This is a genomic window from Acidovorax soli (assembly GCF_900107605.1).
In the GTDB taxonomy this organism is placed as follows: Bacteria; Pseudomonadota; Gammaproteobacteria; order Burkholderiales; family Burkholderiaceae_C; genus Acidovorax; species Acidovorax soli.
This window is the reverse complement of record NZ_FNQJ01000002.1, coordinates 248,657-275,065: the sequence shown is the minus strand read 5'-3', so window position 1 is coordinate 275,065 and position 26,409 is coordinate 248,657. Positions and strand designations below refer to the sequence as shown.

General features: G+C 65.2%; 21 protein-coding genes and 1 tRNA gene. 7 read left to right on the top strand and 15 right to left on the bottom strand.

Annotation, left to right across the window (positions count from 1 at the left end):
* Positions 1-201: 201 nt before the first annotated feature.
* From BLW02_RS03035 to BLW02_RS03000, 8 genes are all read right to left on the bottom strand, one after another.
* Positions 202-906 (bottom strand): histone, encoded by a 705-nt coding sequence (locus BLW02_RS03035; protein ID WP_092697009.1) that lies wholly within the window; start codon positions 904-906, stop codon positions 202-204.
* 184 nt (positions 907-1,090) lie between these two features.
* Entirely contained in the window at positions 1,091-2,287 is a 1,197-nt protein-coding gene (locus tag BLW02_RS03030) for a ribonucleotide-diphosphate reductase subunit beta (RefSeq protein ID WP_092696946.1), read from the bottom strand.
* A gap of 135 nt (positions 2,288-2,422) precedes the next feature.
* Entirely contained in the window at positions 2,423-5,353 is a 2,931-nt protein-coding gene (locus tag BLW02_RS03025) for a ribonucleoside-diphosphate reductase subunit alpha (protein WP_092696945.1), read from the bottom strand.
* Positions 5,354-5,723: 370 nt separating this feature from the next.
* The gene (ampD, locus tag BLW02_RS03020; protein ID WP_092696944.1) at positions 5,724-6,344 is read right to left on the bottom strand and encodes a 1,6-anhydro-N-acetylmuramyl-L-alanine amidase AmpD; all 621 of its coding nucleotides are present in this window, start codon (positions 6,342-6,344) and stop codon (positions 5,724-5,726) included.
* On the bottom strand, positions 6,328-7,824 hold the full coding sequence (locus tag BLW02_RS03015; RefSeq protein ID WP_092696943.1) for a sigma-54-dependent transcriptional regulator: 1,497 nt from the start codon (positions 7,822-7,824) through the stop codon (positions 6,328-6,330). The genes ampD and BLW02_RS03015 overlap by 17 nt, the downstream gene beginning before the upstream one ends.
* A gap of 15 nt (positions 7,825-7,839) precedes the next feature.
* Positions 7,840-9,543 carry an ATP-binding protein gene (locus BLW02_RS03010; RefSeq protein ID WP_092696942.1) on the bottom strand — a complete coding sequence of 568 codons (1,704 nt, stop codon included), beginning with the start codon at positions 9,541-9,543 and terminating at the stop codon, positions 7,840-7,842.
* A 4-nt stretch (positions 9,544-9,547) separates the two neighbouring features.
* Entirely contained in the window at positions 9,548-9,775 is a 228-nt protein-coding gene (locus tag BLW02_RS03005) for a PP0621 family protein (protein ID WP_092696941.1), read from the bottom strand.
* Positions 9,772-10,569: a cytochrome C assembly family protein gene (locus tag BLW02_RS03000; RefSeq protein ID WP_092696940.1), complete on the bottom strand. Its 798-nt coding sequence runs from the start codon at positions 10,567-10,569 to the stop codon at positions 9,772-9,774. Before BLW02_RS03000 ends, BLW02_RS03005 begins: the two co-directional genes overlap by 4 nt.
* A gap of 99 nt (positions 10,570-10,668) precedes the next feature.
* Here BLW02_RS03000 and ffh point away from each other — a divergent pair, with 99 nt between their 5' ends.
* A complete protein-coding gene (gene ffh, locus BLW02_RS02995; protein ID WP_092696939.1) occupies positions 10,669-12,042 on the top strand; it encodes a signal recognition particle protein in 1,374 nt (457 codons plus the stop codon).
* Between the two features lie 157 nt (positions 12,043-12,199).
* On the opposite strand, the gene miaB is transcribed toward ffh, so the two are convergent.
* From miaB to BLW02_RS02960, 7 genes are all read right to left on the bottom strand, one after another.
* A complete protein-coding gene (gene miaB, locus BLW02_RS02990) occupies positions 12,200-13,534 on the bottom strand; it encodes a tRNA (N6-isopentenyl adenosine(37)-C2)-methylthiotransferase MiaB (protein WP_092696938.1) in 1,335 nt (444 codons plus the stop codon).
* Positions 13,535-13,624: 90 nt separating this feature from the next.
* On the bottom strand, positions 13,625-14,065 hold the full coding sequence (locus tag BLW02_RS02985) for a hypothetical protein (RefSeq protein WP_167544058.1): 441 nt from the start codon (positions 14,063-14,065) through the stop codon (positions 13,625-13,627).
* A 109-nt stretch (positions 14,066-14,174) separates the two neighbouring features.
* Positions 14,175-14,251: transfer RNA gene (locus tag BLW02_RS02980), tRNA-Met, on the bottom strand.
* Between the two features lie 24 nt (positions 14,252-14,275).
* Positions 14,276-15,055: an enoyl-CoA hydratase gene (locus BLW02_RS02975; protein ID WP_092696937.1), complete on the bottom strand. Its 780-nt coding sequence runs from the start codon at positions 15,053-15,055 to the stop codon at positions 14,276-14,278.
* 109 nt (positions 15,056-15,164) lie between these two features.
* Positions 15,165-16,979, bottom strand: coding sequence for a M61 family metallopeptidase (locus BLW02_RS02970; protein ID WP_092696936.1), 1,815 nt, complete (start codon positions 16,977-16,979; stop codon positions 15,165-15,167).
* 99 nt (positions 16,980-17,078) lie between these two features.
* The gene (locus BLW02_RS02965; RefSeq protein ID WP_092697007.1) at positions 17,079-17,804 is read right to left on the bottom strand and encodes a DsbC family protein; all 726 of its coding nucleotides are present in this window, start codon (positions 17,802-17,804) and stop codon (positions 17,079-17,081) included.
* Positions 17,805-17,854: 50 nt separating this feature from the next.
* Positions 17,855-18,988 (bottom strand): FAD-dependent monooxygenase, encoded by a 1,134-nt coding sequence (locus BLW02_RS02960; protein WP_092697006.1) that lies wholly within the window; start codon positions 18,986-18,988, stop codon positions 17,855-17,857.
* 90 nt (positions 18,989-19,078) lie between these two features.
* On the opposite strand from BLW02_RS02960, the gene BLW02_RS02955 reads away from it, so the two are divergent.
* The 6 genes from BLW02_RS02955 (at position 19,079) to BLW02_RS02930 (ending at position 26,391) form a co-directional block, all read left to right on the top strand.
* Complete coding sequence (locus BLW02_RS02955; RefSeq protein WP_092696935.1) at positions 19,079-19,948, top strand: MOSC domain-containing protein; 870 nt, start codon at positions 19,079-19,081, stop codon at positions 19,946-19,948.
* Between the two features lie 94 nt (positions 19,949-20,042).
* Positions 20,043-21,137 carry a redox-regulated ATPase YchF gene (gene ychF, locus BLW02_RS02950; RefSeq protein ID WP_092696934.1) on the top strand — a complete coding sequence of 365 codons (1,095 nt, stop codon included), beginning with the start codon at positions 20,043-20,045 and terminating at the stop codon, positions 21,135-21,137.
* A 152-nt stretch (positions 21,138-21,289) separates the two neighbouring features.
* The gene (locus tag BLW02_RS02945; RefSeq protein ID WP_092696933.1) at positions 21,290-22,006 is read left to right on the top strand and encodes an MgtC/SapB family protein; all 717 of its coding nucleotides are present in this window, start codon (positions 21,290-21,292) and stop codon (positions 22,004-22,006) included.
* Between the two features lie 32 nt (positions 22,007-22,038).
* Positions 22,039-22,917 carry an EamA family transporter RarD gene (gene rarD, locus BLW02_RS02940; RefSeq protein WP_092696932.1) on the top strand — a complete coding sequence of 293 codons (879 nt, stop codon included), beginning with the start codon at positions 22,039-22,041 and terminating at the stop codon, positions 22,915-22,917.
* A gap of 278 nt (positions 22,918-23,195) precedes the next feature.
* Positions 23,196-23,945, top strand: a complete 750-nt coding sequence (locus tag BLW02_RS02935; protein ID WP_092696931.1) for an ABC transporter ATP-binding protein — start codon at positions 23,196-23,198, stop codon at positions 23,943-23,945.
* A 67-nt stretch (positions 23,946-24,012) separates the two neighbouring features.
* Positions 24,013-26,391 carry an ABC transporter permease gene (locus BLW02_RS02930; RefSeq protein WP_092696930.1) on the top strand — a complete coding sequence of 793 codons (2,379 nt, stop codon included), beginning with the start codon at positions 24,013-24,015 and terminating at the stop codon, positions 26,389-26,391.
* Positions 26,392-26,409 lie beyond the last annotated feature (18 nt).

Sequence of the window (26,409 nt, the reverse complement as noted above, 5' to 3'; positions counted from 1 at the left end):
GGAGGCGGTCACTTGGCTGGTTGCGTTGGGCTTCATCTGTACTGCCAGTGCTGCGCCTTCGCGTTGGTTCAGGGTAGAGAAATGGGCTGAACGGGCTGGCTGCCGAGATGGGTCTCCGCTCTATCGATGGCGGGGCACTATGGTTTTGGCATAAAAAAGCCCGGTGCACAGGCACCGGGCTGGGCACGCAGTGTGCCGGACTTATGGCTTCGTGCCGGTAGGGAAGGGCCAGGCTGCCTGGGGATTCAGTGTGGTTTGCGCAGCCGGCGCGGCAGCGGCGGTCTTGACGGCTTTCTTGGCTGGGGCGGCTTTCTTGGCCGGGGCTGCTGCCTTTGGGGCAGGTGCCGCAGCTTTCTTGGCAGGAGCGGCTTTCTTTGCGGGCGCAGCCTTCTTGGCAGCCACTACCTTCTTGGCGGGAGCAGCCTTCTTCGCCGGTGCAGCCTTCTTGGCGGCCACTACCTTCTTGGCGGGAGCAGCCTTCTTCGCCGGTGCAGCCTTCTTGGCAGCCACTACCTTCTTGGCGGGAGCGGCTTTCTTCGCCGGTGCAGCCTTCTTGGCGGCCACTACCTTCTTGGCGGGAGCGGCTTTCTTCGCCGGTGCAGCCTTCTTGGCGGCCACTACCTTCTTGGCGGGAGCGGCTTTCTTCGCCGGTGCAGCCTTCTTGGCGGCCACTACCTTCTTGGCGGGAGCGGCTTTCTTCGCCGGTGCAGCCTTCTTGGCGGCCACTACCTTCTTGGCGGGAGCGGCTTTCTTCGCCGGTGCAGCCTTCTTGGCGGCCACTACCTTCTTGGCGGGAGCGGCTTTCTTCGCCGGTGCAGCCTTCTTGGCGGCCACTACCTTCTTGGCGGGAGCAGCTTTCTTCGCGGGTGCAGCCTTCTTGGCGGCCGGTTTTTTCGCAGTTGCCATCATGTTCTCCTTGGGTCAATTTGCAAAGAGCACTTCCTGTCTGCAGTGGACAGAAAGCGATCCATGGAGATGGGGCAGAACCCCATCCCCATGAACACGGGAACGCCCCGCACGGCGCCGCTTTGCAGCGCTGTGTGTATTGGGCGTGGTGTAAGGATCCATGGTGGTGTGATGCAAAAAGGCGCTAGTCCCAGGACAGCGCACCACCGGACTGGTATTCAATAACCCGGGTCTCGAAGAAGTTGCGTTCCTTCTTCAAGTCGATCATCTCGCTCATCCACGGGAACGGGTTCTCTTCGTTGGGGAAGAGCGTTTCGAGCCCGATCTGCGTGGCACGGCGGTTGGCGATGTAGCGCAGGTAGCCCTTGAACATGGAGGCGTTCATGCCCAGCACGCCGCGGGGCATGGTGTCTTCGGCATAGCGGTATTCCAGTTCCACGGCCTTGAGGAACAGCGCCTTGATCTCGGCCTTGAACTCCGCGGTCCACAGGTGGGGGTTTTCCAGCTTGAGCTGGTTGATCAGGTCGATGCCGAAGTTGCAGTGCATCGACTCGTCGCGCAGGATGTACTGGTACTGCTCGGCGGCACCGGTCATCTTGTTCTGGCGGCCCAGCGCCAGGATCTGGGTGAAACCGACGTAGAAGAACAGGCCTTCCATCAGGCACGCGAAAACGATCAGCGACTTGAGCAGGGTCTGATCGGTTTCGGGTGTGCCGGTATGAAAGTTGGGGTCCATGATCGCCTCGATGAAGGGGATCAGGAATTCGTCCTTGTCGCGGATCGACTGAACTTCGTTGTAGGCGTTGAAGATCTCGCTCTCGTCCAGGCCCAGCGATTCCACGATGTACTGGTAGGCGTGGGTGTGGATGGCTTCTTCAAATGCCTGGCGCAGCAGGAACTGTCGGCACTCGGGTGCCGTGATGTGCCGGTAGGTGCCCAGCACGATGTTGTTGGCGGCCAGCGAGTCGGCGGTCACGAAGAAGCCGAGGTTGCGCTTGATGATGCGGCGCTCGTCGTCGGTCAGGCCGTTCGGGTCCTTCCACAACGCGATGTCGCGCGTCATGTTCACCTCTTGGGGCATCCAGTGGTTGGCGCAGGTGGCGAGGTATTTTTCCCAGGCCCACTTGTACTTGAACGGAACCAGCTGGTTGACGTCGGTCTGGCCGTTGATGATGCGCTTGTCTGCGGCGTTCACGCGGCGGTGTACGGTCGCAGCGGTGGGCGCATTGCCACCACCGATGGCGGCGGCGGCAGCACCTGTCGTTTGCAGTGATGGGGTCTGGAAAGACAGAGGCGGTTGTCCCGCCAGGCGGTTGCTGTGCAGACCGCCGTCCAGTTGATTTTGCGATGAGGGCTTGACTTCTTCGTCCCAGGTCAACATAGATTTTCCAGTGTTCGGATTATGAAAGCAGTGCTGCGAAAAGAAAAGCACTGAAGCGTTGCGCAGCAAGGTTTTGTTGCTTCACAGCACATGAGCAATGCCTCGGATGGGTCCGAGGCATTGCAGGCGAAGTCTTTACTGGCAGGCTTCGCAACCGGGATCGTCGATGGCGCAGAACTTCACGTCCGTGGCAGGCACTGCTGCGGCTTGCTGAGAGGCCGCAGCGGCTGCGGCTTCCAGCGGGCTTGGCTTGGCTTGCGTGGCGGCCGAAGCTGCCGATGCGCCGCTGTCGCTGCCCGACGAAACTGCGTTGAGCTGGCGTGTGTTCACGGTGCTCATCTCGACGTGCGTTGCGCTTTGCGTGCGCAGGTAGTACGTGGTCTTGAGGCCGCGCACCCATGCCAGCTTGTAGGTGTCGTCGAGCTTCTTGCCCGATGCGCCCGCCATGTAGATGTTCAGGCTCTGCGCCTGATCGATCCATTTCTGGCGGCGTGATGCGGCTTCCACCAGCCACTGGGGCTCGACTTCGAACGCGGTGGAGTACAGCGCCTTGATGTCCTGCGGCACGCGGTCGATGGGGTGCAGCGAGCCCTTGAAGTGCTTGAGGTCCATGATCATCACGTCGTCCCACAGACCCAGGCGCTTCAAGTCGCGCACCAGGCCGCCGTTGATGACCGTGAACTCGCCCGACAGGTTGGACTTGACCGACAGGTTGCCGAAGGAGGGCTCGATCGACGCGTCCACGCCGATGATGTTGGAGATCGTGGCCGTGGGGGCGATGGCGACGCAGTTGGAGTTGCGCATGCCGTCCTGTGCAATCTTCTTGCGCAGGGCATCCCAGTCCAGCGTGGACGAGCGGTCCACTTCCACATAGCCGCCACGGGCCTGCGACAGCATGTCCAGCGTGTCGAACGGCAGGATGCCGCGATCCCACAGCGAGCCCTTGTAGCTCGAATACTTGCCGCGCTCCCTGGCCAGCTCGGTGGACGCCCAGTAGGCGTAGTAGCAGATGGCTTCCATCGACTGGTCGGCGAATTCCACGGCTTCCTGCGAGGCGTAGGGGATGCGCAGTTCGTACAGGCTGTCCTGGAAGGCCATCACACCCAGGCCGACCGGACGGTGGCGCAGGTTGGAGTCGCGGGCCTTCTTGACCGCGTAGTAGTTGATGTCGATGACGTTGTCGAGCATGCGCATGGCGACCGTGATGGTCTTCTTGAGCTTGTCGTGGTCGATCTGGCCGTTCTTCAGGTGTTGCAGCAGGTTCACCGAGCCCAGGTTGCACACGGCGGTTTCGGTGTCGCTGGTGTTGAGCGTGATCTCGGTGCACAGGTTGGACGAGTGCACCACGCCAGCGTGCTGCTGGGGCGAGCGCACGTTGCAGGCATCCTTGAACGTGATCCAGGGGTGGCCGGTCTCGAACAGCATGGTCAGGATCTTGCGCCACAGATCGGTGGCCTGTACCGTCTTGGCGGGTTTGATCTCGCCGCGTGCAGCCTTTTCTTCATAGGCCACGTAGGCTTTCTCAAACGCGGCACCAAACAGGTCGTGCAGGTCGGGCACGTTGGAGGGCGAGAACAGCGTCCAGGTGCCCTTTTCCATCACGCGGCGCATGAACAGGTCGGGAATCCAGTTGGCCGTGTTCATGTCGTGCGTGCGGCGGCGGTCGTCGCCGGTGTTCTTGCGCAGCTCCAGGAACTCTTCGATGTCCAGGTGCCAGGTTTCCAGGTAGGTGCAGACGGCGCCCTTGCGCTTGCCGCCCTGGTTCACCGCCACGGCGGTGTCGTTGACCACCTTGAGGAAGGGCACCACGCCCTGCGATTCGCCGTTGGTGCCCTTGATGTGGCTGCCAAGGGCGCGCACGCGGGTCCAGTCATTGCCCAGGCCGCCGGCAAACTTGGACAGCAGCGCGTTTTCCTTGATCGACTCGTAGATGCCATCGAGGTCGTCGGGCACGGTGGTCAGGTAGCACGATGACAGCTGCGAGCGCAGCGTGCCGCTGTTGAACAGCGTGGGCGTGCTGGACATGAAGTCGAAGCTGGAGAGGATTTCGTAGAACTCGATGGTGCGGGCTTCGCGATCGATTTCACCCAGCGCCAGGCCCATCGCCACGCGCATGAAGAAGGCCTGGGGCAATTCGATGCGGGTTTTCTTGACGTGCAGGAAATAGCGGTCATACAGGGTCTGCAGACCGAGGTAATCGAACTTCAGGTCGCGCTCGGCCTTGAGCGCGGCCCCCAGGCGCTGCAGGTCGTACTGCAGCAGGCGTTCATCGAGTAGGTCGTTTTCCACGCCTTTTCTGATGAACTGGGGGAAATAGTCCACATAGCTCTGCGCCATTTCGCTCTGGGCGACGTCTTTGCCCAGGACTTCCCGCACGATGGTGTGCAGCAACAGGCGCGCCGTGGCATAGGTGTAGTCCGGATCCTTCTCGATCAGGGTGCGGGCGGCGAGGATCGAAGCCTTGTACACCTCTTCCATCGGAACCCCGTCGTACAGGTTGCGCATGGTTTCCGCCACGATGGGCAGGGCCGACACATCCGCGCCGAGGCCGGTGCAGGCCGACTCAATGAGGGACTGGAGGCGGGCCAGGTCCAGAACGACGCGTTCGCCGTTGTCCAGCACATGCAACCGGGGTGCCGTTGGCGTCTGCTCTTCGCTTTGCCGGGCGCGCTCCTGGGTGCGGCGTTCACGATAGAGCACATAGGCCCGTGCAATTTCATGGTGGCCACTGCGCATGAGGCCCAGTTCCACCTGGTCCTGCACGTCTTCGATGTGGAAGGTTCCGCCGCCAGGACGCGAGCGCATCAGCGCGCGGGTCACATTCTGGGTCAGCGTGTCCACCACTTCGCGCACGCTGGCCGATGCGGCGCCCTGCGTGCCATGCACCGCCAGAAAGGCTTTCATCATGGCGACGGCGATCTTTTGCGGCTCGAACGGGACGACCGCGCCGTTGCGCCGGATGATCTGGTAATGCGTCAGCACGTTGGCGGATGCGCCGCTGTGTGCTGGCTGCGATTGCGGGGTGGCTGCGAGGGCGGCGACGGGGGTGTTCAAAGCAGCTTGCATGGGGTTCCTCTTCTGTGGGCTGTCTGGGATGGGCTGACGGGCTGGAAACGCTGCCGCGGTGCCCGGATGGGGCGCGGCGTTCAATCTTTTGCACACTAGCTATGGTGTGTCGATAGTGTTCAGGACACTACCGGTAGTGTACAGCCGGGAAAACCCTTCTCGCCTGAAACCATCCGTGGCGCGGTTGTTCGGCAGGGTGTTGGCAAGCACGGAGAGCCGCGTATCGCCGGCATTTCATGACCCGGATCAAGCAATGTCGGGCCGTGCAGGCGGTTTTTCGGTAGCAGCCCGCATGGGCATTGCGTCCGATATTTTTTTCAATTTGTCGTGAACGCGTTGCAAGGAGTGATGCTTGCTCGCGACAGCCGCATCATGGGCCGGGGGGCGGTGCGTTGCGGGTGCCGATCGGAAACCGGGCGAGAGGCCACCCAAGCAGGTTCTGCAGCCGTGACCAGTCAAATCCGGGTCCTGGATCCTGTTTGCGCCCTGGCGCGATGTGTTCGTGTCCCGCCACATGGGCAATGGGGTAGCGCTCCTGGATGTCGGCGCACAGACGGGCCAGCACCTCGTATTGCGCCGGTTCAAAGGTCTGTCCTTCCAGTCCCTCCAGCTCGATGCCGATGGAGTCGTCGTTGCATTGGGCGCGTCCACGGTAACTGGATTGGCCGGCATGCCAGGCGCGCTGGTCGCAGTCCACAAATTGCCAGAGGGTGCCGTCGCGCGCTATGAAAAAGTGCGAAGACACCTGCAGCCCCCGGATGCTTTGGAAGTAGGGGTGGGCGTCCCAGTCCAGCGTGTTGGCAAACAGCCGTTGCACTGCCCCGTTGCCATAGTGTCCCGGCGGAAGGCTGATGGAGTGGACCACGATCAGGTCCACGGCGCCGCCGCCGGGGCGCAGGCCAAAATTGGGCGACGGCTGCCGCAGGGCGTCCCGATGCCAGCCTGCGTTCCACAAGTCCGGGGCGGGTGGCCCGTCAGGCAAGGTCGTCATGCACGTCGTTGTCGTTCGGCGCGGCAATGTTCAAGCGGGCGATGCGGTAGCGAATCTGGCGCAGGCTGATGCCCAGGCGCGCCGCCGTGGCGGTCCGGTTGAAGTTGGCCTCACGCAGCGCGCGCACCAGGATCTCGCGTTCCTGCTGGTCCAGCCAGGCCTGAAGATCACTGGGCAGCGTGGCACAGGGGGCCGGCCCGCCCGTTGCCGGCGTGCCAGGCGGTATGGGAGCGACGGGCGTTGGCGGGGCGGGGCGCGGGGGGCGGTTGCCAAAGGCATCGGCCGTGGAGGGGGCGCACTCCACATGCAGTTCTTCGCCATCACTCAGTGCCACCGCCCGGTGCAGCAGGTTCTCCAGCTCGCGCACGTTGCCGGACAGGGGGTAGCTGGCAATGGTGCTCAGCGCATGCTCGGTGAGCGCTGGTGGCTTGATTCCCGATTCGTGCGCAATGCGGGCCAGCAAGGCGGCGCACAAGGCAGGCAGGTCCTCCCGACGCTCGCGCAGCGGCGGAATGACGATCTCGATCACGTTCAGGCGGTAATACAGGTCCTGGCGGAACCGGCCCGACAGCACATCGGCAGCCAGGTCCCGGTGGGTGGCACTCACGATGCGCACGTCCACGGTTTCCTCCTGGGTGGAGCCCAGCGGCCGCACGCTGCGCTCCTGGATGGCGCGCAGCAACTTGGATTGCATGGCCAGCGGCAGGTCGCCGATTTCGTCCAGAAACAGCGTGCCCCCGCGTGCGGCCTGAAAGTAGCCGTCGCGATCCTGGCTGGCCCCGGTGTAAGAGCCTTTGCGGGCACCGAAAAATTCGGCTTCGAGCAGGTTTTCGGGGATGGCGCCGCAATTGACGGCGATGAGAGGGCCTTCAGCGCGCTGGCTGCTGGCGTGCAGCGCCTGGGCCACGAGTTCCTTGCCCGTGCCCGACTCGCCATGGATCAGCACCGGGGCCATGCTGCTGGCAACCTTGGCGATGCGCTGCTTGACGTTGCGAATGACCGGCGATTCGCCCACGATGCGGTCCATCGCACCCCCGGTGCCGACGGGTTCGGCCGTGCTGCCCGTGCGTCCGGCATTGCGGCTGGAGCGTGGCGCGGGGACGCCCCCCGTTCCCTGCACGGCCGAAGCCACCACCGAGCGGAACTGTTTCAGGTCTACTGGCTTCGTCAGGTAATCGAACGCGCCCGAACGCAGGGCTTCCACCGCATTTTCCGCGGATCCGTAAGCCGTCATGACCACGCAGCGCTCCCGGCGCTGCTGGTCGCGCAGGTCCCGCAGCAATTCCATGCCAAAGCCGTCGGGCAGGCGCATGTCGGTGATGACGGCGTCAAACCGCAGGTCTTTGAGCTGCTGGCGCGCCTCCTGCATGCTGGAGGCGGTTTCCACCCGGTAGCCTTCGCGCAGCAGCGTGAGTTCGTACAGGGTGCGCAGATCGGGCTCGTCATCGACGACGAGGATGGAGGCAGCTGGGGCGTTCATGGATTCAGGGGCGTTTCAGACCACGATGGTGTCAAACAGGGTTGCATTCTCTGCAGGGCGCGTGTTGCGGCGGAAACCCACGGTGAAGGCATTGCCACCGGTCTCGCCGCGCTTTGTGGTGCGCGCCAGGCGCTGGTAGCGAATGGATGCGCTGTGGCGCTGGCACAGCTCCCGGCAGATATACAGGCCCAGCCCGCTCGATCGGCTTTCAGAGGAAAAGAAGGGCTCGAACAGGTGGCGCTCCACCGATTTGTCCATGGGCGCACCATCGCTCCATACCTGAAGGCTGACGGCCCCCGAGGGGCTGACGCGCGTGGTGACGACCAGCGAATCGTCGTGCTGGCCCTTGTAGCGCAGGGCATTGTCCAGCAGGTTGAACAGTACACGCCGCAGGTGCTCCGTATCAAACTCGATCTGGGCCCCATGGGCCCTCAGTGAAATGGTGGCGCTGCGCTGCGCCGGGTCCTGGCGTTGCCAGTCGGTACAGATTTGGGCCACGGCGTCGTCCAGCATCAGTGTGGAGGCGGGCGCATGGCTGATCTGGTGCTGCACGCGGGCGATGTCCAGCACCTCTTCGGCGATGCGCGCCAGGCGCTCTGCATTCTGCCGCACCATCTGGGCCAGCCGCTGGTGGCCCGCGTCGCTGAGGTCCTCCTCCAGCAAGGCATTGGCCTGAACGATGGCCGCCAGCGGGTTGCGTATTTCGTGGGCCACGGCGGCAGACATGCGGCCCATGGCGGCCAGCTTTTCCGTGCGCAAGCGCGCTTCCAGCTCGCGCAGATCGTGCAGGAACATCACGCACAGGCGCTCTTCGGGCTCTGGCAGTGATTCACCGCGCGAGGTGGTGAGCCAGGTGCGCACATGCAGTCCGGTCGGGCTCTGCCCGGGGTGCAGCAGGTCCGCGTCGGCCGTGACGGGCTGACCCTGGCGGAATGTGCGCTGCGCCAGCGACACCAGCGGCTCCCAGGCGGGGCTATTGTTCAGGGCAAAAGGAGGTTTCAGGGCACCGGGGCCACCCAGCAGCAGCAATGCAGCAGGGTTGGCAATGCGCACCATATCCTGGTTGTCCAGCACCAGGACCCCGTCGGTGAGGTGCTCGATCACCAGCGCGTTCACCTGCGACTGCACTTGTGCTGCCCTCTGGCTTTGCAGTGCCAGCTGCTGTTCGCGCGTCAGTCGCACGGACAGCTGGTGCACCAGGTAGGAGATGATGAAGAAGCCGGTGCCTGTGAGGGCGCTCTGGAGGTAGCGGGCTGCGTCATCCCCGCCGCTGTGCAGGCCCTGCCACCAGGCCCAGGCCAGCAGCAGCAAGGTGACGCCCGCCGTCGTGCCGAGGGCCAGGGTCAGCGTGCCCAGCACCGCCGCCATCAGGATGGGCAGGCCGAACAGGGGGGTGTAATTCATGGTGCCGGCCTGCAGCAGCTGCAGGGCGCACACTGCCGCCAGGTCCACTCCGATGAACGGGAGCCATCGGGCGCCCGCCGTGGGCGGTGGTGGGGCGTGGCCCGCCAGCGTGCGCTCGGCCAGGGTCGCGGCCAGGTAGGCCAGGCACACCGTCAGCACCGCCGGCTCCACAGCCAGGTTCATGAACTGGCCCAGGCCCTGCAAAAAAAGCAGTGCCAGCGCCACCATCACGCGGCCTGTCAGGAACCCACGCCACAGGCGCACAAAAGGCGCATCAGTCGCTGAAGGGGCAAGGCCTGGCAGGAGATGGGGCATGGTGTCAGGCGCTGTGCTGGCGCCTGTGCTCGGCGCTGCAGTAGGCGTGATTGCCCAGCATCAGCGCCTCGGCGCGTGGCACATGCACGCCGCAGTGCTCGCAGGCCACCATGTCTTGCGGCAGAAGCGGAGCCCGGGGCGCTGCCCTGGCGGCGCCGGAGATGGTGGGCCGGCGGCTGCGCCAGATGCCCACGGCCACCGCCAGAACAATCAGCAAGACGAGGTATTTCATGTGCTTCGACCCAATACCACCTCCATCACGAAGCGCGAACCCACATACGCCAGCAGCAACAGCCCGGCACCCGCATAAAGCATGCGCACGGCATTGCGTCCACGCCAGCCAAAGCGCGAGCGGCCCAGCAGCAGGGCGGCAAAGGTGATCCAGGACAGGAGCGAGAAGACCGTCTTGTGGTCCCAACGCCCGGCATGCCCGTAAAGCATTTCCCCAAACAGCCAGCCGGCCAGCAGGGTGGCCGACAAGAGGACAAATCCGGCAGTCACGAAGCGGAAGGTCAGCCGCTCCAGCGTGAGCAGCGGGATGCCGTTCTGCGGGTCTTCGGCCTGGCGAATCTGGCGTTCGGCACGCGTCATCAGCCAGGCGTGCACTACCGCTGCGGCAAAAAGCCCATAGCAGGCAATGCCCAGTGCGAGGTGCAGCGGCAGCCAGGCGGAAGCGGTCACATGCAGAGGCTGGCCAGGAAACAGCAGGGTCAGCAGGACTGCCACCGCGCCCAGCACCGCCAGCATCCAGCGCGTCCGCAATTGCGGAAAAAGCTGGCGTTCGACGGCATACACGGTGAGCACCAGCCAGGCGGTCATCGACAGCGCGGGCGCAAAGCCGAAGCGGGGGGCATCGCCCCACAGGCCCCACACCAGCACGGCGGCGTGCAGTACCCACGCCAGCAGCAGCGCATTGCGCGCGGCGGTGGCGCTCAGGCGCGAGGACGCAGCCGCCGGTACGGCATACGCGGCAGCGGCCGCCAAGGCCAATAGCCAGCTGACAGGGGAAGCACTGGGTAAAATCATGGGCACAGTTTAGCCTTTCGCCCCACCGCCAGCGCCCTGGCGGGCCCGCATACACAACGACAGCCAGGCTGGCGCGCGGGCAACACCGGAACTTCTCCTATGGCCTCCGCCCTTACCGACAAACTCACGCGCCTCGTCAAGGAGATGCGCGGCCAGGCCCGCATCACCGAATCCAACGTCACGGACATGCTGCGTGAAGTGCGCATGGCCTTGCTGGAGGCCGACGTGGCCCTGCCCGTGGTGCGCGATTTCATCGCCCGCGTCAAGGAAAAGGCCCTGGGCCAGGAGGTGCTGGGCTCGCTCAAGCCGGGGCAGACGCTGGTCAGCATCGTCAACCGCGAGCTGGCCGCCACCATGGGCGAGGGCGTGGCCGACATCAACCTGGCGGCCCAGCCGCCGGCCGTGATCCTGATGGCAGGTCTGCAGGGCGCGGGCAAGACCACCACCACGGCCAAGCTGGCCAAGCACCTCATTGAAAAGCGCAAGAAAAAGGTGCTGACCGTGTCGGGCGACGTGTACCGCCCGGCCGCCATCGAGCAGCTCAAGACCGTGACCAAGCAGGCCGGTGCCGAGTGGTTCCCCAGCACGCCCGAGCAGAAGCCCCACGACATCGCCGTGGCCGCGCTGGACTACGCGAAGAAGCACTACTTCGATGTGCTGCTGGTCGATACGGCCGGCCGCCTGGCCATCGACGAGGCCCTGATGCAGGAAATCAAGGACCTGCATGCCACCCTGAATCCGGTCGAGACCCTGTTCGTGGTCGATGCCATGCAGGGCCAGGATGCCATCAATACGGCAAAGGCCTTCAAGGAGGCGCTGCCGCTCACTGGCATCGTCCTGACCAAGCTCGACGGCGATTCCCGCGGCGGCGCCGCCCTGTCGGTGCGCCAGATCACGGGCGCGCCGATCAAGTTTGCCGGGGTCAGCGAAAAAATCGACGGACTGGAAGTGTTTGACGCCGAGCGCCATGCCGGCCGCATCCTGGGCATGGGCGACATCGTGGCGCTGGTCGAGCAGGTCACTGCGGGCGTGGACATCGAAGCGGCGCAAAAGCTGGCCGCCAAGGTCAAGAGTGGCGACGGGTTCGACCTGAACGACTTTCTCTCGCAGATCCAGCAGATGAAGCAGATGGGCGGCCTCTCCAGCCTGATGGACAAGCTGCCGTCGCAACTCACGGCCAAGGCCGGCGCGGTGGACATGGACAAGGCCGAAAAAGACATCAAGCGCAAGGAAGGCATCATCCAGAGCATGACCCCGCTGGAGCGCCGCAAGCCCGAGCTCATCAAGGCCACGCGCAAGAAACGCATTGCCAACGGCGCCGGCGTGCAGGTGCAAGAGGTCAACCGCCTGCTCAAGGAGTTCGAGCAGATGCAGGACATGATGAAGAAGATGAAGGGCGGCGGCCTGATGAAGATGATGAAGAAGATGGGCGGCATGAAGGGCATGGGCGGCATGCCCAAGATGCCATTCTGAGGTTCGGATATTTTTGGCCTCTGGCGCTTGTGCAATAAGCGCTTGCAGCTATCAAAAAAATCAAAAACCGGCGCGGCGCCGGTTTTTTTGTGCCTGTACGCAGGGTTCATGCTCTCTCATATCAAGAGCTGATGAACGATCGCAAGGTGTTCGCTTTTTAAGCAGTCTCGTGCGTCAGCACATCGCCACGCAGCGTGTAGGCCTTGGCCTCGGTGATGGTCACATCCACCATCTGGCCCACCAGGCGGGGTTGGCCCACGAAGTTGACCACACGGTTGCACTCGGTGCGGCCCATCAGCTCGGTGGCGTCGCGCTTGGAGGCCCCTTCCACCAGGATGCGCTGCACCGTGCCCACGCGGCTTTCGCTGATGGACTTGATGTTGGCGTTGATGACGCCCTGCAGGTGCTGCAGGCGGCGCAGCTTCACGTCGTGCGGCGTGTCGTCGTGCAGGCCGGCGGCGGGTGTGCCGGGACGCGGGCTGAAGATGAAGCTGAAGCTGTTGTCGAAGTGGATGTCGTCGATCAGCTTCATCATCTTGGCGAAGTCGTCTTCCGTCTCGCCGGGGAAGCCCACGATGAAGTCGCTGCTCATGGCCAGGTCGGGGCGGATGGCGCGCAGCTTGCGCACGGTGCTCTTGTATTCCATGGCCGTGTAGCCGCGCTTCATGGCCATCAGGATGCGGTCGCTGCCGTGCTGCACGGGCAGGTGCAGGTGGCTGGCCAGCTTGGGCAGCTTGGCGTAGGCCTCGATCAGCCGGGGCGTGAACTCGTTGGGGTGGCTGGTGGTGTAGCGGATGCGTTCGATGCCCGGAATGTCGGCTACGTATTCGAGCAGCAGGGCAAAGTCGGCAATCTCTGCCGTATCACCCATCTTGCCCAGGTAAGCGTTGACGTTCTGGCCCAGCAGGGTGATCTCTTTCACGCCCTGGTCGGCCAGGCCCGCCACTTCCACCAGCACATCGTCCAACGGGCGGCTGACTTCCTCGCCCCGGGTGTAGGGCACCACGCAGTAGCTGCAGTATTTGCTGCAGCCTTCCATGATCGACACAAAGGCGCTGGCGCCCTCGACGCGCGCGGGCGGCAGGTGGTCGAACTTCTCGATTTCGGGAAAGCTGATGTCCACCTGGGGCCGGTTCAGGCGCTCGCGCTGGTTCAGCATGTCGGGCAGGCGGTGCAGGGTCTGCGGGCCGAACACCACGTCCACATAGGGGGCGCGCTTGATGATTTCGGCGCCTTCCTGGCTGGCCACGCAGCCGCCCACGCCGATGAGCACGCCTTTCTCCTTGAGGTGCTTGATGCGCCCCAGGTCGCTGAACACCTTTTCCTGCGCCTTTTCGCGCACCGAGCAGGTGTTGAACAGGATCAGGTCGGCCTCGTCCACGTTCTGGGTAGGCTCGTAGCCCTGGGCGGCGCCCAGCACGTCGGCCATCTTGTCCGAGTCGTACTCGTTCATCTGGCAGCCGAAGGTTTTGATAAAGACTTTTTTGGACATGGCAATTTCACAAAAGGGAATGCACGCCACGGCACGCAGGGGCGCCAGGGCGTGGACTGCGCACCACCGGGCGGCCGGTGGGCACGGTGGCTATTTCGGGTCCGAATCGGCGCGGAAGTTGCGTTCGACGGTGTCGCTGCCCTTGCGTGGCTGGCTGGCCTCCGCCTTGGTGAGGATCCAGGCGGAAAGCAGCATGCCCGTGCTGGGCTCGATGGTGTAATTCACCTGGAAGCTCTGCCCCACCACCGTGTGGGCCATGACCAGCGTGTTCTGGGGGCTCAGCAGCCGCATGCCCGGCGCCATGCGGATGGCGCGCCCGTTCAGGGTGGCGTCGGATGTTCCATTGATCGTGAGATGGCCGCGCAGCGCAGCTTCAGGAAAGTTGCGCACCATGCCCACGCCCGCAGGCACCTGGGCCGTGGCAGGGGCCATGGCCAGCAGCAACGCAGTGCCCAGGGCACCCGCGAGGGCGCGGCCATTGCGGGGTGATCTGACTGAGGTGGACGGCGGATCGAAGCGGCAGCGGTTCATGGTGTGTATCCAGAGGCTGAATGGAAGAAGGAGCTGATTCTAGGCGGCCGCAAAGACCGCACGCCATGGAAAAAGCCCGCAACAGGTGACTGTTTGCGGGCTTTTGAATTGGTGGTGATAGGTGGATTTGAACCACCGACATCAGCATTATGAATGCTGCGCTCTAACCAACTGAGCTATATCACCGAAGAGCAATATTATAGAACAAATTTACTGGTGGGTGAAGTTTGCCGTGCGTTTGTTCACGAACGCATCCATGCCTTCCTTCTGGTCCTGGGTGGCAAACAAGGCATGGAACAGGCGGCGCTCGAACATCACGCCGTCCGACAGCGAGCCTTCGAAGGCCCGGTTCACCGACTCCTTGGCGGCCATCACCGCAATCTGCGAGAAGTTGGCAATGACCAGGGCCGCGCCCAGGGCTTCTTCCATCAGCTTGTCCAGGGCCACCACGCGGCTCACGAGGCCGGCGCGTTCTGCCTCCACGGCGTCCATCATGCGCCCGGTGAGGGCCATGTCCATGGCTTTGGACTTGCCCACCGCGCGTGGCAGGCGCTGCGTGCCGCCCGCGCCGGGAATGACGCCCAGCTTGATTTCGGGCTGGCCAAACCTGGCGTTGTCGGCGGCGATGATGAAGTCGCACATCATGGCCAGCTCGCAGCCGCCGCCCAGGGCAAAGCCGCTCACCGCTGCAATCACGGGTTTGCGGATGGCGCGGATTTCTTCCCAGTTGCGGGTGATGTAGTCGCCCTTGTAGGCGTCGGCAAAGCTGTATTTGGCCATGGCGCCAATGTCGGCGCCGGCGGCAAAGGCCTTTTCACTGCCCGTGAGGATGGTGCAGCCGATCTTTTCATCGGCATCAAAGGCCTTGAGCGCTGCGCCCAGCTCGTTCATGAGCTGGTCGTTCAGGGCATTGAGCTGCTTGGGGCGGTTGAGCGTGATGACGCCGACTTTGTCCGCTTCGGTGCGAACTTCAATGGTTTCGTAGGCCATGAAATCTCCTGAGTTGATGGGTTGTTCGGGCAATTCTGGAGGACTATACCGAAGCACGAAACCGTCAACAGGTACTCGGCAAAGGCGTTGCCCTGGACCTCCGCCAGCCTCAGCCCAGCCAGCGTCCCAGTGCGGCGTTGTCGGTTGCGGTGAGGCTGATCGTGTCTGGCGTTGTGGCAAGTGCTTTTCTGCCACGCAGGCCGGCTGGACCAGCCTTGGCAGAGGCAGGGGTCGGCAGTGCCAATGGCAGTTGCAGCAGGCGGCCATCGCGCGCCACCACGGCGGTGACCTGTGTCGCCGCACCGGCATAGAACGCCACATCCTCCAGCCGGGCGATGCGCCAGCCCTGGCCCTGCACCTCCAGGCCCAGCCATTCGTCGCCCGCAGCCAGCCCTGCCTTTTCGGCCGGCCCGCCACGCAGCACCGTCTTGACCTGCACGCTGTGGTTTTCCGTGACGCGCAGGCCCAGGCGTTGCGCCAGCTGGGGCTGTTCGGGCTTCAGCGCCACGCCGTGGACAGCCAGCAGGTCGGCGAGCGGCAGTTCGGCCGTGCCGTGCACCCACTGGTCGAGTTCCTGGTCCAAAGACCGCCCAGCCAGCGTGGCCAGCTCGGTGCGCAGGTCGGCCTCGGTCATGGGGCCGCCGGCGCAGCGCTGCCACAGGGCGCGCATCACATCGTCCAGCGTGGCCTTGCCTTCGCGGCGCAGCGTGAGGTCCAGGCACAGGGCGACCAGCGAGCCCTTGGTGTAGTAGCTCACGGTGGCGTTGGGGGTGTTTTCGTCCTGGCGGTAGTACTTGACCCAGGCATCGAAGCTGGCCTGCGCCACCGTCTGCACGCTGCGGCCGGGCGTCTGCAGGACCTGGTTGGTGGCCTTGGCCAGCAGCTTGAGGTAGGTGGCATCGTCGATCAGGCCCGCCCGGCGCAGCAGCATGTCGTCGTAATAGCTGGTGAAACCCTCGAAGAACCACAGCAGCTGGGTGTAGTTCTCCTGGCTGTAGTCGTAGCGCGCAAACTCTGCCGGGCGCAGGCGTTTGACGTTCCAGGTGTGGAAATATTCGTGGCTGATGAGCCCGAGCAGGGTGGTGTAGCCCTCGCTGGCACGGGCCTCGCCCGTGCGGGGCAGGTCGCGCCGGCCGCAGATCAGGGCCGTGGAGTTGCGGTGTTCCAGACCGCCGTAGCCGTCCTGCACGGCGTTGAGCATGAACAGGTAGCTCTTCATGGGCGGCTTGCCCTTGCCGTGCCAGAAGCGGATGGCGGTCTCGCAGATCTTCCGGGTGTCGGCCAGCAGGCGTTTTCCGTCGAACGATGGTGCGGCACCGGCCACCACGAAGCGGTGGGGCACACCACCGGCGGTGAAGCGTCCGCTCCAGAAAGTTCCCATTTCGACCGGGCAGTCCACCAGCTCGTCGTAGCCGCTGGCCACGTAAACGCCAAAGCCCTTCCTGTCGACAGCCTGCGGGGCGAGGCCCGTGGCCACGGACCAGTGGGCGGTGGCCGCATTGCTGGCGATATCGAGCGCATGGAGCGCATCTTCCTGGCCGTGCACGCGCAGGCACAGGCTGGTGCCGTTGAAGAAGCCGCGCGCGGCATCCAGCCACGCCGTGCGCACCGAGGCGTCGTAGGCGCATACCTCGTAGGTCACGACGAGGGGGCGGTCGGTGCGGCAGGTGGCTTGCCAGCGGTGTTTGTCGAGCTGGGCCAGGGGCACGGCGCGCCGGCCCTGTTGCGCATCGAGGCGCTGGAGATTCTTGGAGAATTCGCGCACCAGGTAGCTGCCCGGTATCCACACGGGGAGCGACAGCTCCTGCTGCGCCTGCGGATGCGCCACGGTGAGCGTGACGGTGAACAGGCGGGCATGCAGGTCGGTGGCTTCCACGCGGTAATGAACGGGGGCCTGCGTGGAGCGGGTGCGGGAGGTGGGCATGGGGGGGCGTCGCGGAAGGCGGGTGCCTGGCGTCGATGCGCGCGTCACCCGCAGGGGTTTCGGGGCTGGAGGGGCGCATGGGCGGCCCCTCGCGTGAACTCAGTTGCTGCTGGTGGCGCTGCCCGCCTCGGCCAGACGCTTTTCCACATCCTGGGCGCTGATCGCTCCGGGAACGCGCGCGCCGTTCGCGAAAATCAGGGTGGGGGTTCCGGTGATCTTGTACTTTTTGCCGAACGCAAGATTGCGCTGCAAGGCACTGGTGTCGCAACTGGCGGTGTTGGGTGTCTTGTCGCGCAGCATCAGGTCATGCCAGGTGGCCGCCTTGTCTTTGGCGCACCAGATGTTGCGGGATTTTTCTGCCGAGTCGGGGCTCAGGATGGGGTAGAGAAACAGGTAGATCGTGATGTTGTCCACGCTCTGCAGATCCCGCTCGAAACGCTTGCAGTAGCCGCAGTTGGGGTCTTCGAACACCGCCAGCTTGCGTTTGCCATCGCCACGCACGATGGTGAAGGCGTCCTTCAGGGGCAGGGCCGCAAAATCCACCGCCGTGAGTTTGTTGATGCGGTCTTCGGTCAGATTGCGGCGCGCCTTGGTGTCGATCAGCTCGCCCTGGATTAGGTAATTGCCCTTGGTGTCGGTGTAAAAAATGTCGGTGCCGATGCGCACTTCGTACAGGCCGGGCATGGCCGTGGTGCGGACCTCGTCGATTTTTTCCATTTGGGGAATGCGTTCCGCCAGTGTTTTGCGGATGGTGGCTTCCTGGGCGGAGGCTGTGAAACTCAGGGCGAAAGCGGCCGCGGCCAGCAGGGTGGGGATCAATTGCATCGTGTTCTCGGTCAGTGTTGTCGCGGCGGCTGCACGCGCAGCCACAGGTGTCAGTGGGTTCCCATGGCCTGGCGGGCCATCCATTCCTTCAAGGGGCCGCTGTGCTCGAAGCCCTTCATGCCCCAGTTGCGCAGTGCTTGCCACGGAGCCTCGGTGCGTGCAAAAAGCTGTTGCAGGCTGTCCGTGGCCAACCCCATGGGCAGCATCGTCGCCTTGCGCTCGCGTTCGTAGCTGCGCAGCAAGCGCAGGTCGGCCACGCTGCGCCAGTAGTCGCGCCCATGCAGCACGCGAGCCAAGGCCTGCGCATCCGCCAGCCCCATGTTCAGCCCCTGTCCTGCCAGCGGATGCACGTTGTGGGCCGCATCGCCGGCCAGCACCCAGCTGCGAGGCTGGCTGCCCTGGCCGGGCAATGCGCCGCACCAGCGGCTGGCACGCGCCTGCTGCAGGGGCCAGGCGGCCCGTTCACCCTGCAATTGCAGCGTTCCCAGTGCACCCTGGCTGGCGATTTCGAGGCGCTGGGTGAATTCCTGCGGCGCCAGTGCCAGCAACTGGGGTACCTGTTCCTTGAGGACAGACCACACCACCGCTACAGAGTTCCCCTGGGCACCGTCCAGTGGCAAAAAAGCCAGGATGCCGTCCGGCAGAAACCACTGGCGGGCGACCTGTCCGTGGGGGCGCTCGCAGCTCAGCCGCGTGGCGATGGCGTGCTGTTCGTAGGCGGTGACTTCGAATGCCACGCCAAACTCGCTGCGGGTGCGGCTGGCCCGGCCCTCGCACACCACGGTCAGGGTTGCGGGGACCGGCTCGGACACTATCTCGACCTGCGGCTGGTAGCGCACGGCTTCCGCCAGGCGGGCCTCCAGCGCCGGGACGTCCACGATCCAGGCCAGCGCCTCGACGCCCTGGGTGGCCGCATCAAAGTGCACTGCGCCACCCTGATCGCCAAAAACCTGCATCTGTGCAATCGCCGTGGCATGGGCCGGATCGGGCCAGCTGCGCAGGGAATCGAGCAGCTGGCGCGATGCCGCATTCAGCGCGTAGGCCCGCACGTCGCCCGGGGGCGCCACCGAAGGAGAGGGTGCAGCCACCAGCGCAACGCGCAGCCTCTCGCGGGCCAGCAGCAAGGCCAGGGTGCGGCCCACCACGCCGGCGCCACGGATACAGATGTCAAAGGTTTTCGCCATGGGGGCATTGTAGGAGGGGGCCATGGGCCAGACGGCGCGGCACAATGGCCCATCCCCGGCCCTTGGTGCTGCCGACTGGAGCCTGCTCGCGTGACTTCTCTCCCTGAATCCGATCTCTCCGGCACGATCTCGCGCCTGTTCGTTTACCCGGTCAAATCCTGCGCGGGCATAGCGGTGCAGGAGGCCTTGCTCACCGAGACGGGTCTGGACCTCGACCGCGCCTGGATGGTGGTCGATGCGCAGAGCATGTTCCTGACCCAGCGCACCGTGCCCCGCATGGCGCTGGTGCGCCCCCAGCTCAAGACCTTCGAACTGGTGCTGCGCGCGCCGGGTATGCTGGCGTTGCACCTGGCCCTGGATGCCGTGGACGGCCCCACCACCGTGAAGGTATGGAGCGATACCGTACCCGCCTGGGACATGGGCCCTGTGGCGGCGCAGTGGTTCAGCGATTTCCTGGGCCAGCCTTGCCGCCTGGTGCGCTTCGACCCGGATCACCGCCGCCTGTCGGGCATGGACTGGACCCAGGGGGTGGAAGCGCCCAACCAGTTTGCCGATGCATTCCCTTTGCTGGTCACCAGCGAGGCATCGCTGGCCGGGCTGAATGCGCGCCTGATGGCCGCCGGGCAGGCCAGCGTGGGCATGGAGCGTTTCCGGCCCAACGTGGTGCTGGCGGGGCTGGAAGCGCACGACGAAGACCGCGTGGACAGGGTGCGCGTGGCGGCGGAGCACGGCGAAGTGCATCTGCAGCCCGTCAAACCGTGCGCGCGCTGTCCCATACCCAACATCGATCCCGCCACCGCGCACAGCAGCCCGGCCGTGACCGACGCACTGCAGGCGTACCGCCAGGATGCGCGCGTCGGCGGCGCCATCACCTTCGGCATGAATGCCATCGTGCGCCAGGGGGCGGGGCAGGTGCTGCGCGTGGGGCAGCGCGTTGCCGCGGATCTGTGCTTCGAATGAGCGGCGCCCTCTGTCCACAGGGTATGCGCGGCAGGGCTTTGCCCCAGGCCCGTAAAATCCGGGGTTTGTCTCCAGAACACCAGAAAGCCCTGCCATGAGCCTCCAATGCGGCATCGTGGGCCTGCCCAACGTCGGCAAGTCCACCCTCTTCAACGCGCTGACCAAGGCTGGCATCGCCGCCGAGAACTACCCCTTCTGCACCATCGAGCCCAATGTGGGCGTGGTGGAGGTGCCCGATCCGCGCCTGCAGCAGCTGGCCGAGATCATCTCGCCTGAGCGCATCGTGCCGGCCATCGTCGAGTTCGTGGACATCGCCGGCCTGGTGGCGGGCGCCAGCCAGGGCGAGGGCCTGGGCAACCAGTTCCTGGCCCATATCCGTGAAACCGACGCCATCGTCAACGTGGTGCGCTGCTTCGAGGACGACAACGTGATCCACGTTGCAGGCCGCGTGGACCCGATCTCCGACATCGAAGTCATCCAGACCGAGCTGTGCCTGGCCGACCTGGGCACGGTGGAGAAAGCCCTCAACCGCTACAGCAAGGCCGCCAAATCGGGCAACGACAAGGACGCCGCCAAGCTGGTGGCACTGCTTACACGCATCCAGGCCGCGCTCAACGAAGGCAAGCCCGCCCGCAGCGTGGAGATCACCAAGGAAGAGCAGCCCCTGCTCAAATCCCTGTGCCTGATCACGGCCAAGCCCGCCATGTTTGTCGGCAACGTGAGCGAAGATGGTTTCGAGAACAACCCGTTCCTCGATCGCCTCAAGGAATACGCCGCCAGCCAGAACGCTCCCGTGGTGGCGATTTGCGCCAAAATGGAAGCCGAAATGGCTGAGATGAGCGACGAAGATCGCGACATGTTCCTGGCCGAAATGGGCCAGAGCGAACCCGGCCTGGCCCGCCTGATCCGGGGTGCCTTCAAGCTGCTGGGTTTGCAGACCTATTTCACTGCCGGCGTGAAGGAAGTGCGCGCCTGGACCATCCACATCGGTGACACGGCACCGCAGGCCGCTGGCGTGATCCACGGCGACTTCGAGCGTGGCTTCATCCGTGCCCAGACCATCGCCTTTGACGACTTCATTGCCTACAAGGGCGAGCAAGGTGCCAAGGATGCAGGCAAGATGCGCGCCGAAGGCAAGGAATACGTGGTCAAAGACGGCGATGTGCTGAATTTCCTGTTCAACGTCTGATCCCCGGGCGCATGGCGCCCGCCTGGGTCACACGGCCTGACATGTTCCGGTGGCGGGTGGCTCGGATCATCCGCCCGGGCTCGGAGTTCGTCTGCGTATTTTTCAGGCAACCCGCCGGCGCTGCCGAACCACGATATGGAGGGGTGAGATTGATGGAGGCACTGCACAACATTCGCCTGGAGTCGCTGATCGATACGCTGGTGAGCCTGACGGCTGCGTTCGTGCTGGGAGGGCTGATTGGCCTGGAGCGCCAGTACCGCCAGCGCACGGCGGGGCTGCGCACCAATGTGCTGGTGGCCGTGGGGGCCGCCGTTTTTGTGGATATGGCCAACCGCCTGCATGGGCATGAGGGCGCTGTGCATGTGGCGGCCTACGTGGTGTCGGGCATCGGCTTCCTGGGGGCCGGCGTGATCATGCGTGAGGATGGCAATGTGCGCGGCCTTAACACCGCGGCCACGCTCTGGGGGTCTGCTGCCGTGGGGGCGGCGGCGGGTGCCGATCTGGTCCTGGAGGCCATGCTGGCGACCTGCTTCGTGCTGGCGGCCAACACCTTGCTGCGCCCCATCGTGAACACCATCAACCGCAAGCCGCTGGATGACGAATCCGTGGAGGTGACCAACACGGTGTATGTGATTGCCGCGCGGGCACACCAGAAAGTCGTGCTGGCCAGCCTGGAGGATGAGCTGGCCCACTGCAGCTACCCGGCACGGGACCTGGAGATCCACGCCTTCGGGCAGGAGGAGGTGGAAATCGAAGCCGTTCTGGCAGCCACTTCCGTGGATGGCGAGGTGATGGATGCCCTGGTGCAGCGTCTGACCGCCGTGCCGGCGGTGCGGCAGGCTTTCTGGAGCCCCAGCACCTCGGAATGAGCGGTGTGCTGCCTTGCAAGAAATGAAGTGACATGTCCTCTGGCGTGATATTTGCCGCCCTGGCGTATGTGGCCTGGGGCCTGTTTCCGCTGTATTTCCGGCAGGTGGCCCATGTGCCCGCGCTGGAGGTGGTGGTGCACCGCACCGTGTGGTCGCTGGTGTTCGTCTTCGCCGTGCTGGCCGTGCGCAGGCATTGGGGCTGGATGCGCGCCCTGTGGGGCCAGCCCAGGGTGCTGGGGGCGTTCGCGGTGTCGGCGCTGCTGCTGTCGGGCAACTGGCTCACCTATGTCTGGGCGGTGCAGAACCAGCATGTGGTGGATGCCAGCCTGGGCTATTTCATCCTGCCGCTGGTGAATGTGGCGCTGGGTTTTGTCTTCCTGCACGAGCGGCCCCGCCCCGGGCAGTGGCTGGCCGTGGCTGTGGCGGCGGCCGGTGTGCTGTGGCTGGCGGTGCAGGCCGGGCGCGTGCCGTGGATTGCGCTGGTGCTGGCCCTGAGCTTTGGTTTTTATGGGCTGATGCGCAAGGTGGCCACGCTGGGCGCGCTGGAGGGTCTGGCGCTGGAGACCATGATGCTGGCGCCGGTGGCGGCGGCCGCGCTCGCCATCTGGTCTGCGCAGGGGCAGGGCGCGCTGGTGCAGGGGGATATACCCACCATGGCGTGGCTGCTGGTGGCCGGCCCCCTGACCGCTGTGCCGCTGCTACTGTTTGCCGCGGGCGCGCGCCGGATTCCCCTGGCCACCATGGGCATCCTGCAGTACATCTCGCCCAGCCTGCAGTTTGCGCTGGGGGTCTGGCTGTTCAACGAGCCGCTCCAGCCGGCGCGTCTGGTGGGTTTTGTGCTGATCTGGGCGGCCCTGCTGGTGTACAGCGTGGAAGGGGCCTGGACGCGCCGGGGCCGTGCCGCACCCTGAGCACGGAACCAAAGCATGGGGCCCGAAATTCTGAATCGAATAAGCTTCTATCGCTTATGAAATAAGCGCTGGTAGCTGTTTTTTTCAGGAGTCAGGGTGCCGCCATCGCGGTGCTGTTGGCCACGGGCTGGTTGCGTGATGTTCGCTGTCCACAAGGCGAACCTGTGTGGCGGCTACCGTTTTGTGCCCATCGCTTGACCCAGGGTGGTTGACACGCATCAAGCAGTGCCCACACTGTGCGGCATTGTCCTGATGCCCGGCGCGCAGCGCTGCCTTCCATGCCCGATGCCCTTGTCAATCCGCCCGTGGTGCCACCACCCGGTGCCGCCGTGGTGTTCCACGCGCGCAATCTGTGCAAGTCTTACCAGACGGGGGAGGTGCGGGTGCGGGCGCTGCACGACGTCAATCTCGACATCGTGCGCGGCGAGTTCGTCGTGCTGCTGGGCGCCTCGGGCAGCGGCAAGTCCACGCTGCTCAACATCCTGGGCGGGCTGGATGTGCCCACCAGCGGCGAGGTGCGGTTTGCCGACCACGCCCTGAGCGGCGCCAGCGAGAGCGAGCTCACCACCTACCGGCGCGAGCATGTGGGCTTCGTGTTCCAGTTCTACAACCTGATCCCCAGCCTGACGGTGCGCGAGAACGTGGCGCTGGTGACCGATATCGCACCGCACCCCATGCCCATCGACGAGGCCATTGCCCTCGTCGGGCTCACGCCGCGCCAACACCACTTTCCGGCACAGCTCTCGGGCGGCGAGCAGCAGCGCGTGGCCATTGCGCGCGCCATCGTCAAGCGCCCCGAGGTGCTGCTGTGCGACGAGCCCACGGGCGCGCTCGACTACCAGACCGGCAAGATGGTGCTGGAGGTGATCGCCCGCATCAACGCGGAGCTGGGCACCACGGCCGTGGTCATCACGCACAACGCCGCGATTGCCGCCATGGCCGACCGCGTGGTCTACCTGGTGGATGGCACCATTGCGCGCATCGAGCGCAATGCGCACCGGCGCTCGCCTTCGGAGCTGTCGTGGTGAGGGCCCGGAAGCCGTCCCCACTCTCACCCACTGTGTGTGCGTGGCACCCCCTCGGCGGCAACACAGCATGAAAGCCATCGACCGCAAGCTGCTGCGCGACCTGCGCCGCATGTGGAGCCAGGCTCTCACCATTGCGCTGGTGGTGGCCAGCGGGCTGGGGGGCTTCATTACCACCTTGTCGGCGGTGGATTCGCTGGCGCTGGCGCGCGACCAGTTCTATGCCCAGGGCCACTTTGCCGATGCGTTCGCCACCGTCAAGCGCGCGCCGCTGGCGCTGGCCGACGTGTTGCGCGGCGTGCCTGGCGTGGCCGATGTGCAGGTAACGGTGGAACAGGTGGTGCGCGTGGAGATCGCCGGGCTGGTCGATCCCATCATCGGCCAGCTCATCGGCGTGGACCTGCGCCAGCCGCCGCACATGAACCGGGTCACGGTGCGCAGTGGCCAGGCGCTGGCCCCGCCCGGCGCGGGTCAGGGCCGCAGCGACAGCACCATCGATGCGCTGGTGTCCGAAGGTTTTGCCCGCGTGCGCGGCCTGCGCCCGGGCGATGAGGTGACGGCGCTGATCAATGGCAAGCGCCGCCAGCTGCGCATCGTGGGCACGGCGCTGTCGCCCGAGTACATCTTTGCAGGCATGGCTGGCATGCCCGACCTGCGCGGTTTCGGCGTTTTCTGGGTGGACCGTGAGGCGCTGGCCGCGGCCTACGACATGCAGGGCGCCTTCAACCGTGTGGCCGTCAAGCTGGCGCCGCAGGCGTCGGAGCCCGCCGTGCTCGATGGCCTCTCACGGCTGCTGGCGCCCTATGGCGGGCGCGATGCCCGGGGCCGCGAGGACCAGGCCTCGCACGCCATGCTCGACAACGAGATCAAGGAGCAGCGCGTGATGGGCACCCTGCTGCCCGCCATCTTCCTGGCCGTTGCGGCCTTTTTGCTGCATGTGGTGCTCTCGCGCCTGGTGGCCACGCAGCGCGAGCAGATCGCCGCGCTCAAGGCGCTGGGCTATCCCAACAGCACCATTGCCGGGCATTACCTCAAGCTGGTGGGCGTAATCGTGGCGGTGGGGCTGGCGCTGGGCGTGGCCCTGGGCAACGGGCTGGGCACGATGCTGACGGGCCTGTATGCCGAGTTCTTTTTCTTTCCGGTGTTCGAACATCGCATTGCGCCCTGGCTGATCCTGGTGGGGGCTGGCGTCACGGGCGGCACCGCGCTGCTGGGCACGCTCAGCGCAATCGGGGCCACCGTGCGCCTGGCCCCGGCCGAGGCCATGCGCCCGCCCGCCCCGGGCCAGTACCGCCGCACCACGCTGGAGCGCCTGGGGGTGCGCCGCATACCCGCTGGGCTGCGCATGATCCTGCGCAACATGGAGCGCAAGCCCCTGCGCACCACGCTCACCATCGGTGGCACGGCCGCTGCGGTGGCCATCGTGGTCATGGGCAATTTCTTTCGCGATGCCATCGATCACATCGTGGACACCACCTTCCACATCGCGATGCGCAGCGATGTGAATGTCTGGATGACCGAACCGGTGGATGCGCTGGCCCGCCTGCAGCTGGCGCGCTTGCCCGGTGTGACGGGTGTGGAGCCCGCGCGCAGTGTGGCGGTGCGCATGGCCTACGGCCACCGCAGCGAGCGGGTGGGGCTGCAGGGCGTGGCCCCGGACGCACAGCTGTTGCGCATTGTGGATGTGGAGGGCCGCCAGAGCACCGTGCCCGATGCCGGACTGCTGCTCACCGACCGCCTGGCCGACAAGCTGGGCGTGCGCGTGGGCGACAGGGTGCGCGTGGAGGTGCTGGAAGGCCGGCAGCGCACGCTGTATGTGCCCGTGCAGGCCACCGTGCGCGAGATGATGGGCCTGAACGCCTACGTGCAGCGCGACACACTCAACCGCTGGCTGCAGGAGGGCAACGTGGCCTCGCAGTTCAATGTGGCGCTGGAGCCCGGCTCCGAAGCGCGCTTTCTGGAGGCCACCAAGGCCCTGCCGCGCGTGGCGGGCGCCTTCAGCAAGGCCACGCTGCTGCGCAACATGCAGGATGTGAGCGCGCGCAATGTGCGCATCATGAGCACCATCCTCACGCTGTTCGCGGCCGTAATCGCCGTGGGCGTGGTCTACAACAATGCGCGCATTGCCCTGGCCGAACGCACCTGGGAGCTGGCCAGCCTGCGCGTGCTGGGTTTCACGCGCGGCGAGGTGTCGGCCTTGCTGCTGGGCGAGCTGGCGATCGGCATTGCGCTGGCGCTGCCGCTGGGCATGGCCATGGGCTGGGGGCTGGTGCACCTGCTGGTGGAACTGCTCAAGAACGACCAGTTCCTGTTTCCGGTGGTCATCAGTGCGCGCACCTATGCCTGGGCAGGGCTGTGCGTGGTGGCGGCGGGGGTGGCCAGCGCCCTGGTGGTGCGCCGGCAGATCGACCGGCTGGACATGGTGGGTGCGCTCAAGACGCGGGAATGACACAGGCAACCAACAATG

Excerpts from the sequence above, each read along its gene's own strand:
- BLW02_RS03035 (WP_092697009.1), bottom strand. The coding sequence starts at position 906 with ATGGCAACTGCGAAAAAACCGGCCGCCAAGAAGGCTGCACCCGCGAAG.
- BLW02_RS02965 (WP_092697007.1), bottom strand. The coding sequence starts at position 17,804 with ATGCAATTGATCCCCACCCTGCTGGCCGCGGCCGCTTTCGCCCTGAGT.
- BLW02_RS02975 (WP_092696937.1), bottom strand. The coding sequence starts at position 15,055 with ATGGCCTACGAAACCATTGAAGTTCGCACCGAAGCGGACAAAGTCGGC.
- BLW02_RS02930 (WP_092696930.1), top strand. The coding sequence starts at position 24,013 with ATGAAAGCCATCGACCGCAAGCTGCTGCGCGACCTGCGCCGCATGTGG.
- BLW02_RS03015 (WP_092696943.1), bottom strand. The coding sequence starts at position 7,824 with ATGAACGCCCCAGCTGCCTCCATCCTCGTCGTCGATGACGAGCCCGAT.
- ychF (WP_092696934.1), top strand. The coding sequence starts at position 20,043 with ATGAGCCTCCAATGCGGCATCGTGGGCCTGCCCAACGTCGGCAAGTCC.
- ffh (WP_092696939.1), top strand. The coding sequence starts at position 10,669 with ATGGCCTCCGCCCTTACCGACAAACTCACGCGCCTCGTCAAGGAGATG.
- BLW02_RS03025 (WP_092696945.1), bottom strand. The coding sequence starts at position 5,353 with ATGCAAGCTGCTTTGAACACCCCCGTCGCCGCCCTCGCAGCCACCCCG.
- ampD (WP_092696944.1), bottom strand. The coding sequence starts at position 6,344 with ATGACGACCTTGCCTGACGGGCCACCCGCCCCGGACTTGTGGAACGCA.
- BLW02_RS02970 (WP_092696936.1), bottom strand. The coding sequence starts at position 16,979 with ATGCCCACCTCCCGCACCCGCTCCACGCAGGCCCCCGTTCATTACCGC.
- rarD (WP_092696932.1), top strand. The coding sequence starts at position 22,039 with ATGTCCTCTGGCGTGATATTTGCCGCCCTGGCGTATGTGGCCTGGGGC.
- BLW02_RS02960 (WP_092697006.1), bottom strand. The coding sequence starts at position 18,988 with ATGGCGAAAACCTTTGACATCTGTATCCGTGGCGCCGGCGTGGTGGGC.
- BLW02_RS03010 (WP_092696942.1), bottom strand. The coding sequence starts at position 9,543 with ATGCCCCATCTCCTGCCAGGCCTTGCCCCTTCAGCGACTGATGCGCCT.
- BLW02_RS03005 (WP_092696941.1), bottom strand. The coding sequence starts at position 9,775 with ATGAAATACCTCGTCTTGCTGATTGTTCTGGCGGTGGCCGTGGGCATC.
- BLW02_RS03000 (WP_092696940.1), bottom strand. The coding sequence starts at position 10,569 with ATGATTTTACCCAGTGCTTCCCCTGTCAGCTGGCTATTGGCCTTGGCG.
- BLW02_RS02985 (WP_167544058.1), bottom strand. The coding sequence starts at position 14,065 with ATGAACCGCTGCCGCTTCGATCCGCCGTCCACCTCAGTCAGATCACCC.
- miaB (WP_092696938.1), bottom strand. The coding sequence starts at position 13,534 with ATGTCCAAAAAAGTCTTTATCAAAACCTTCGGCTGCCAGATGAACGAG.
- BLW02_RS03030 (WP_092696946.1), bottom strand. The coding sequence starts at position 2,287 with ATGTTGACCTGGGACGAAGAAGTCAAGCCCTCATCGCAAAATCAACTG.
- BLW02_RS02945 (WP_092696933.1), top strand. The coding sequence starts at position 21,290 with ATGGAGGCACTGCACAACATTCGCCTGGAGTCGCTGATCGATACGCTG.
- BLW02_RS02935 (WP_092696931.1), top strand. The coding sequence starts at position 23,196 with ATGCCCGATGCCCTTGTCAATCCGCCCGTGGTGCCACCACCCGGTGCC.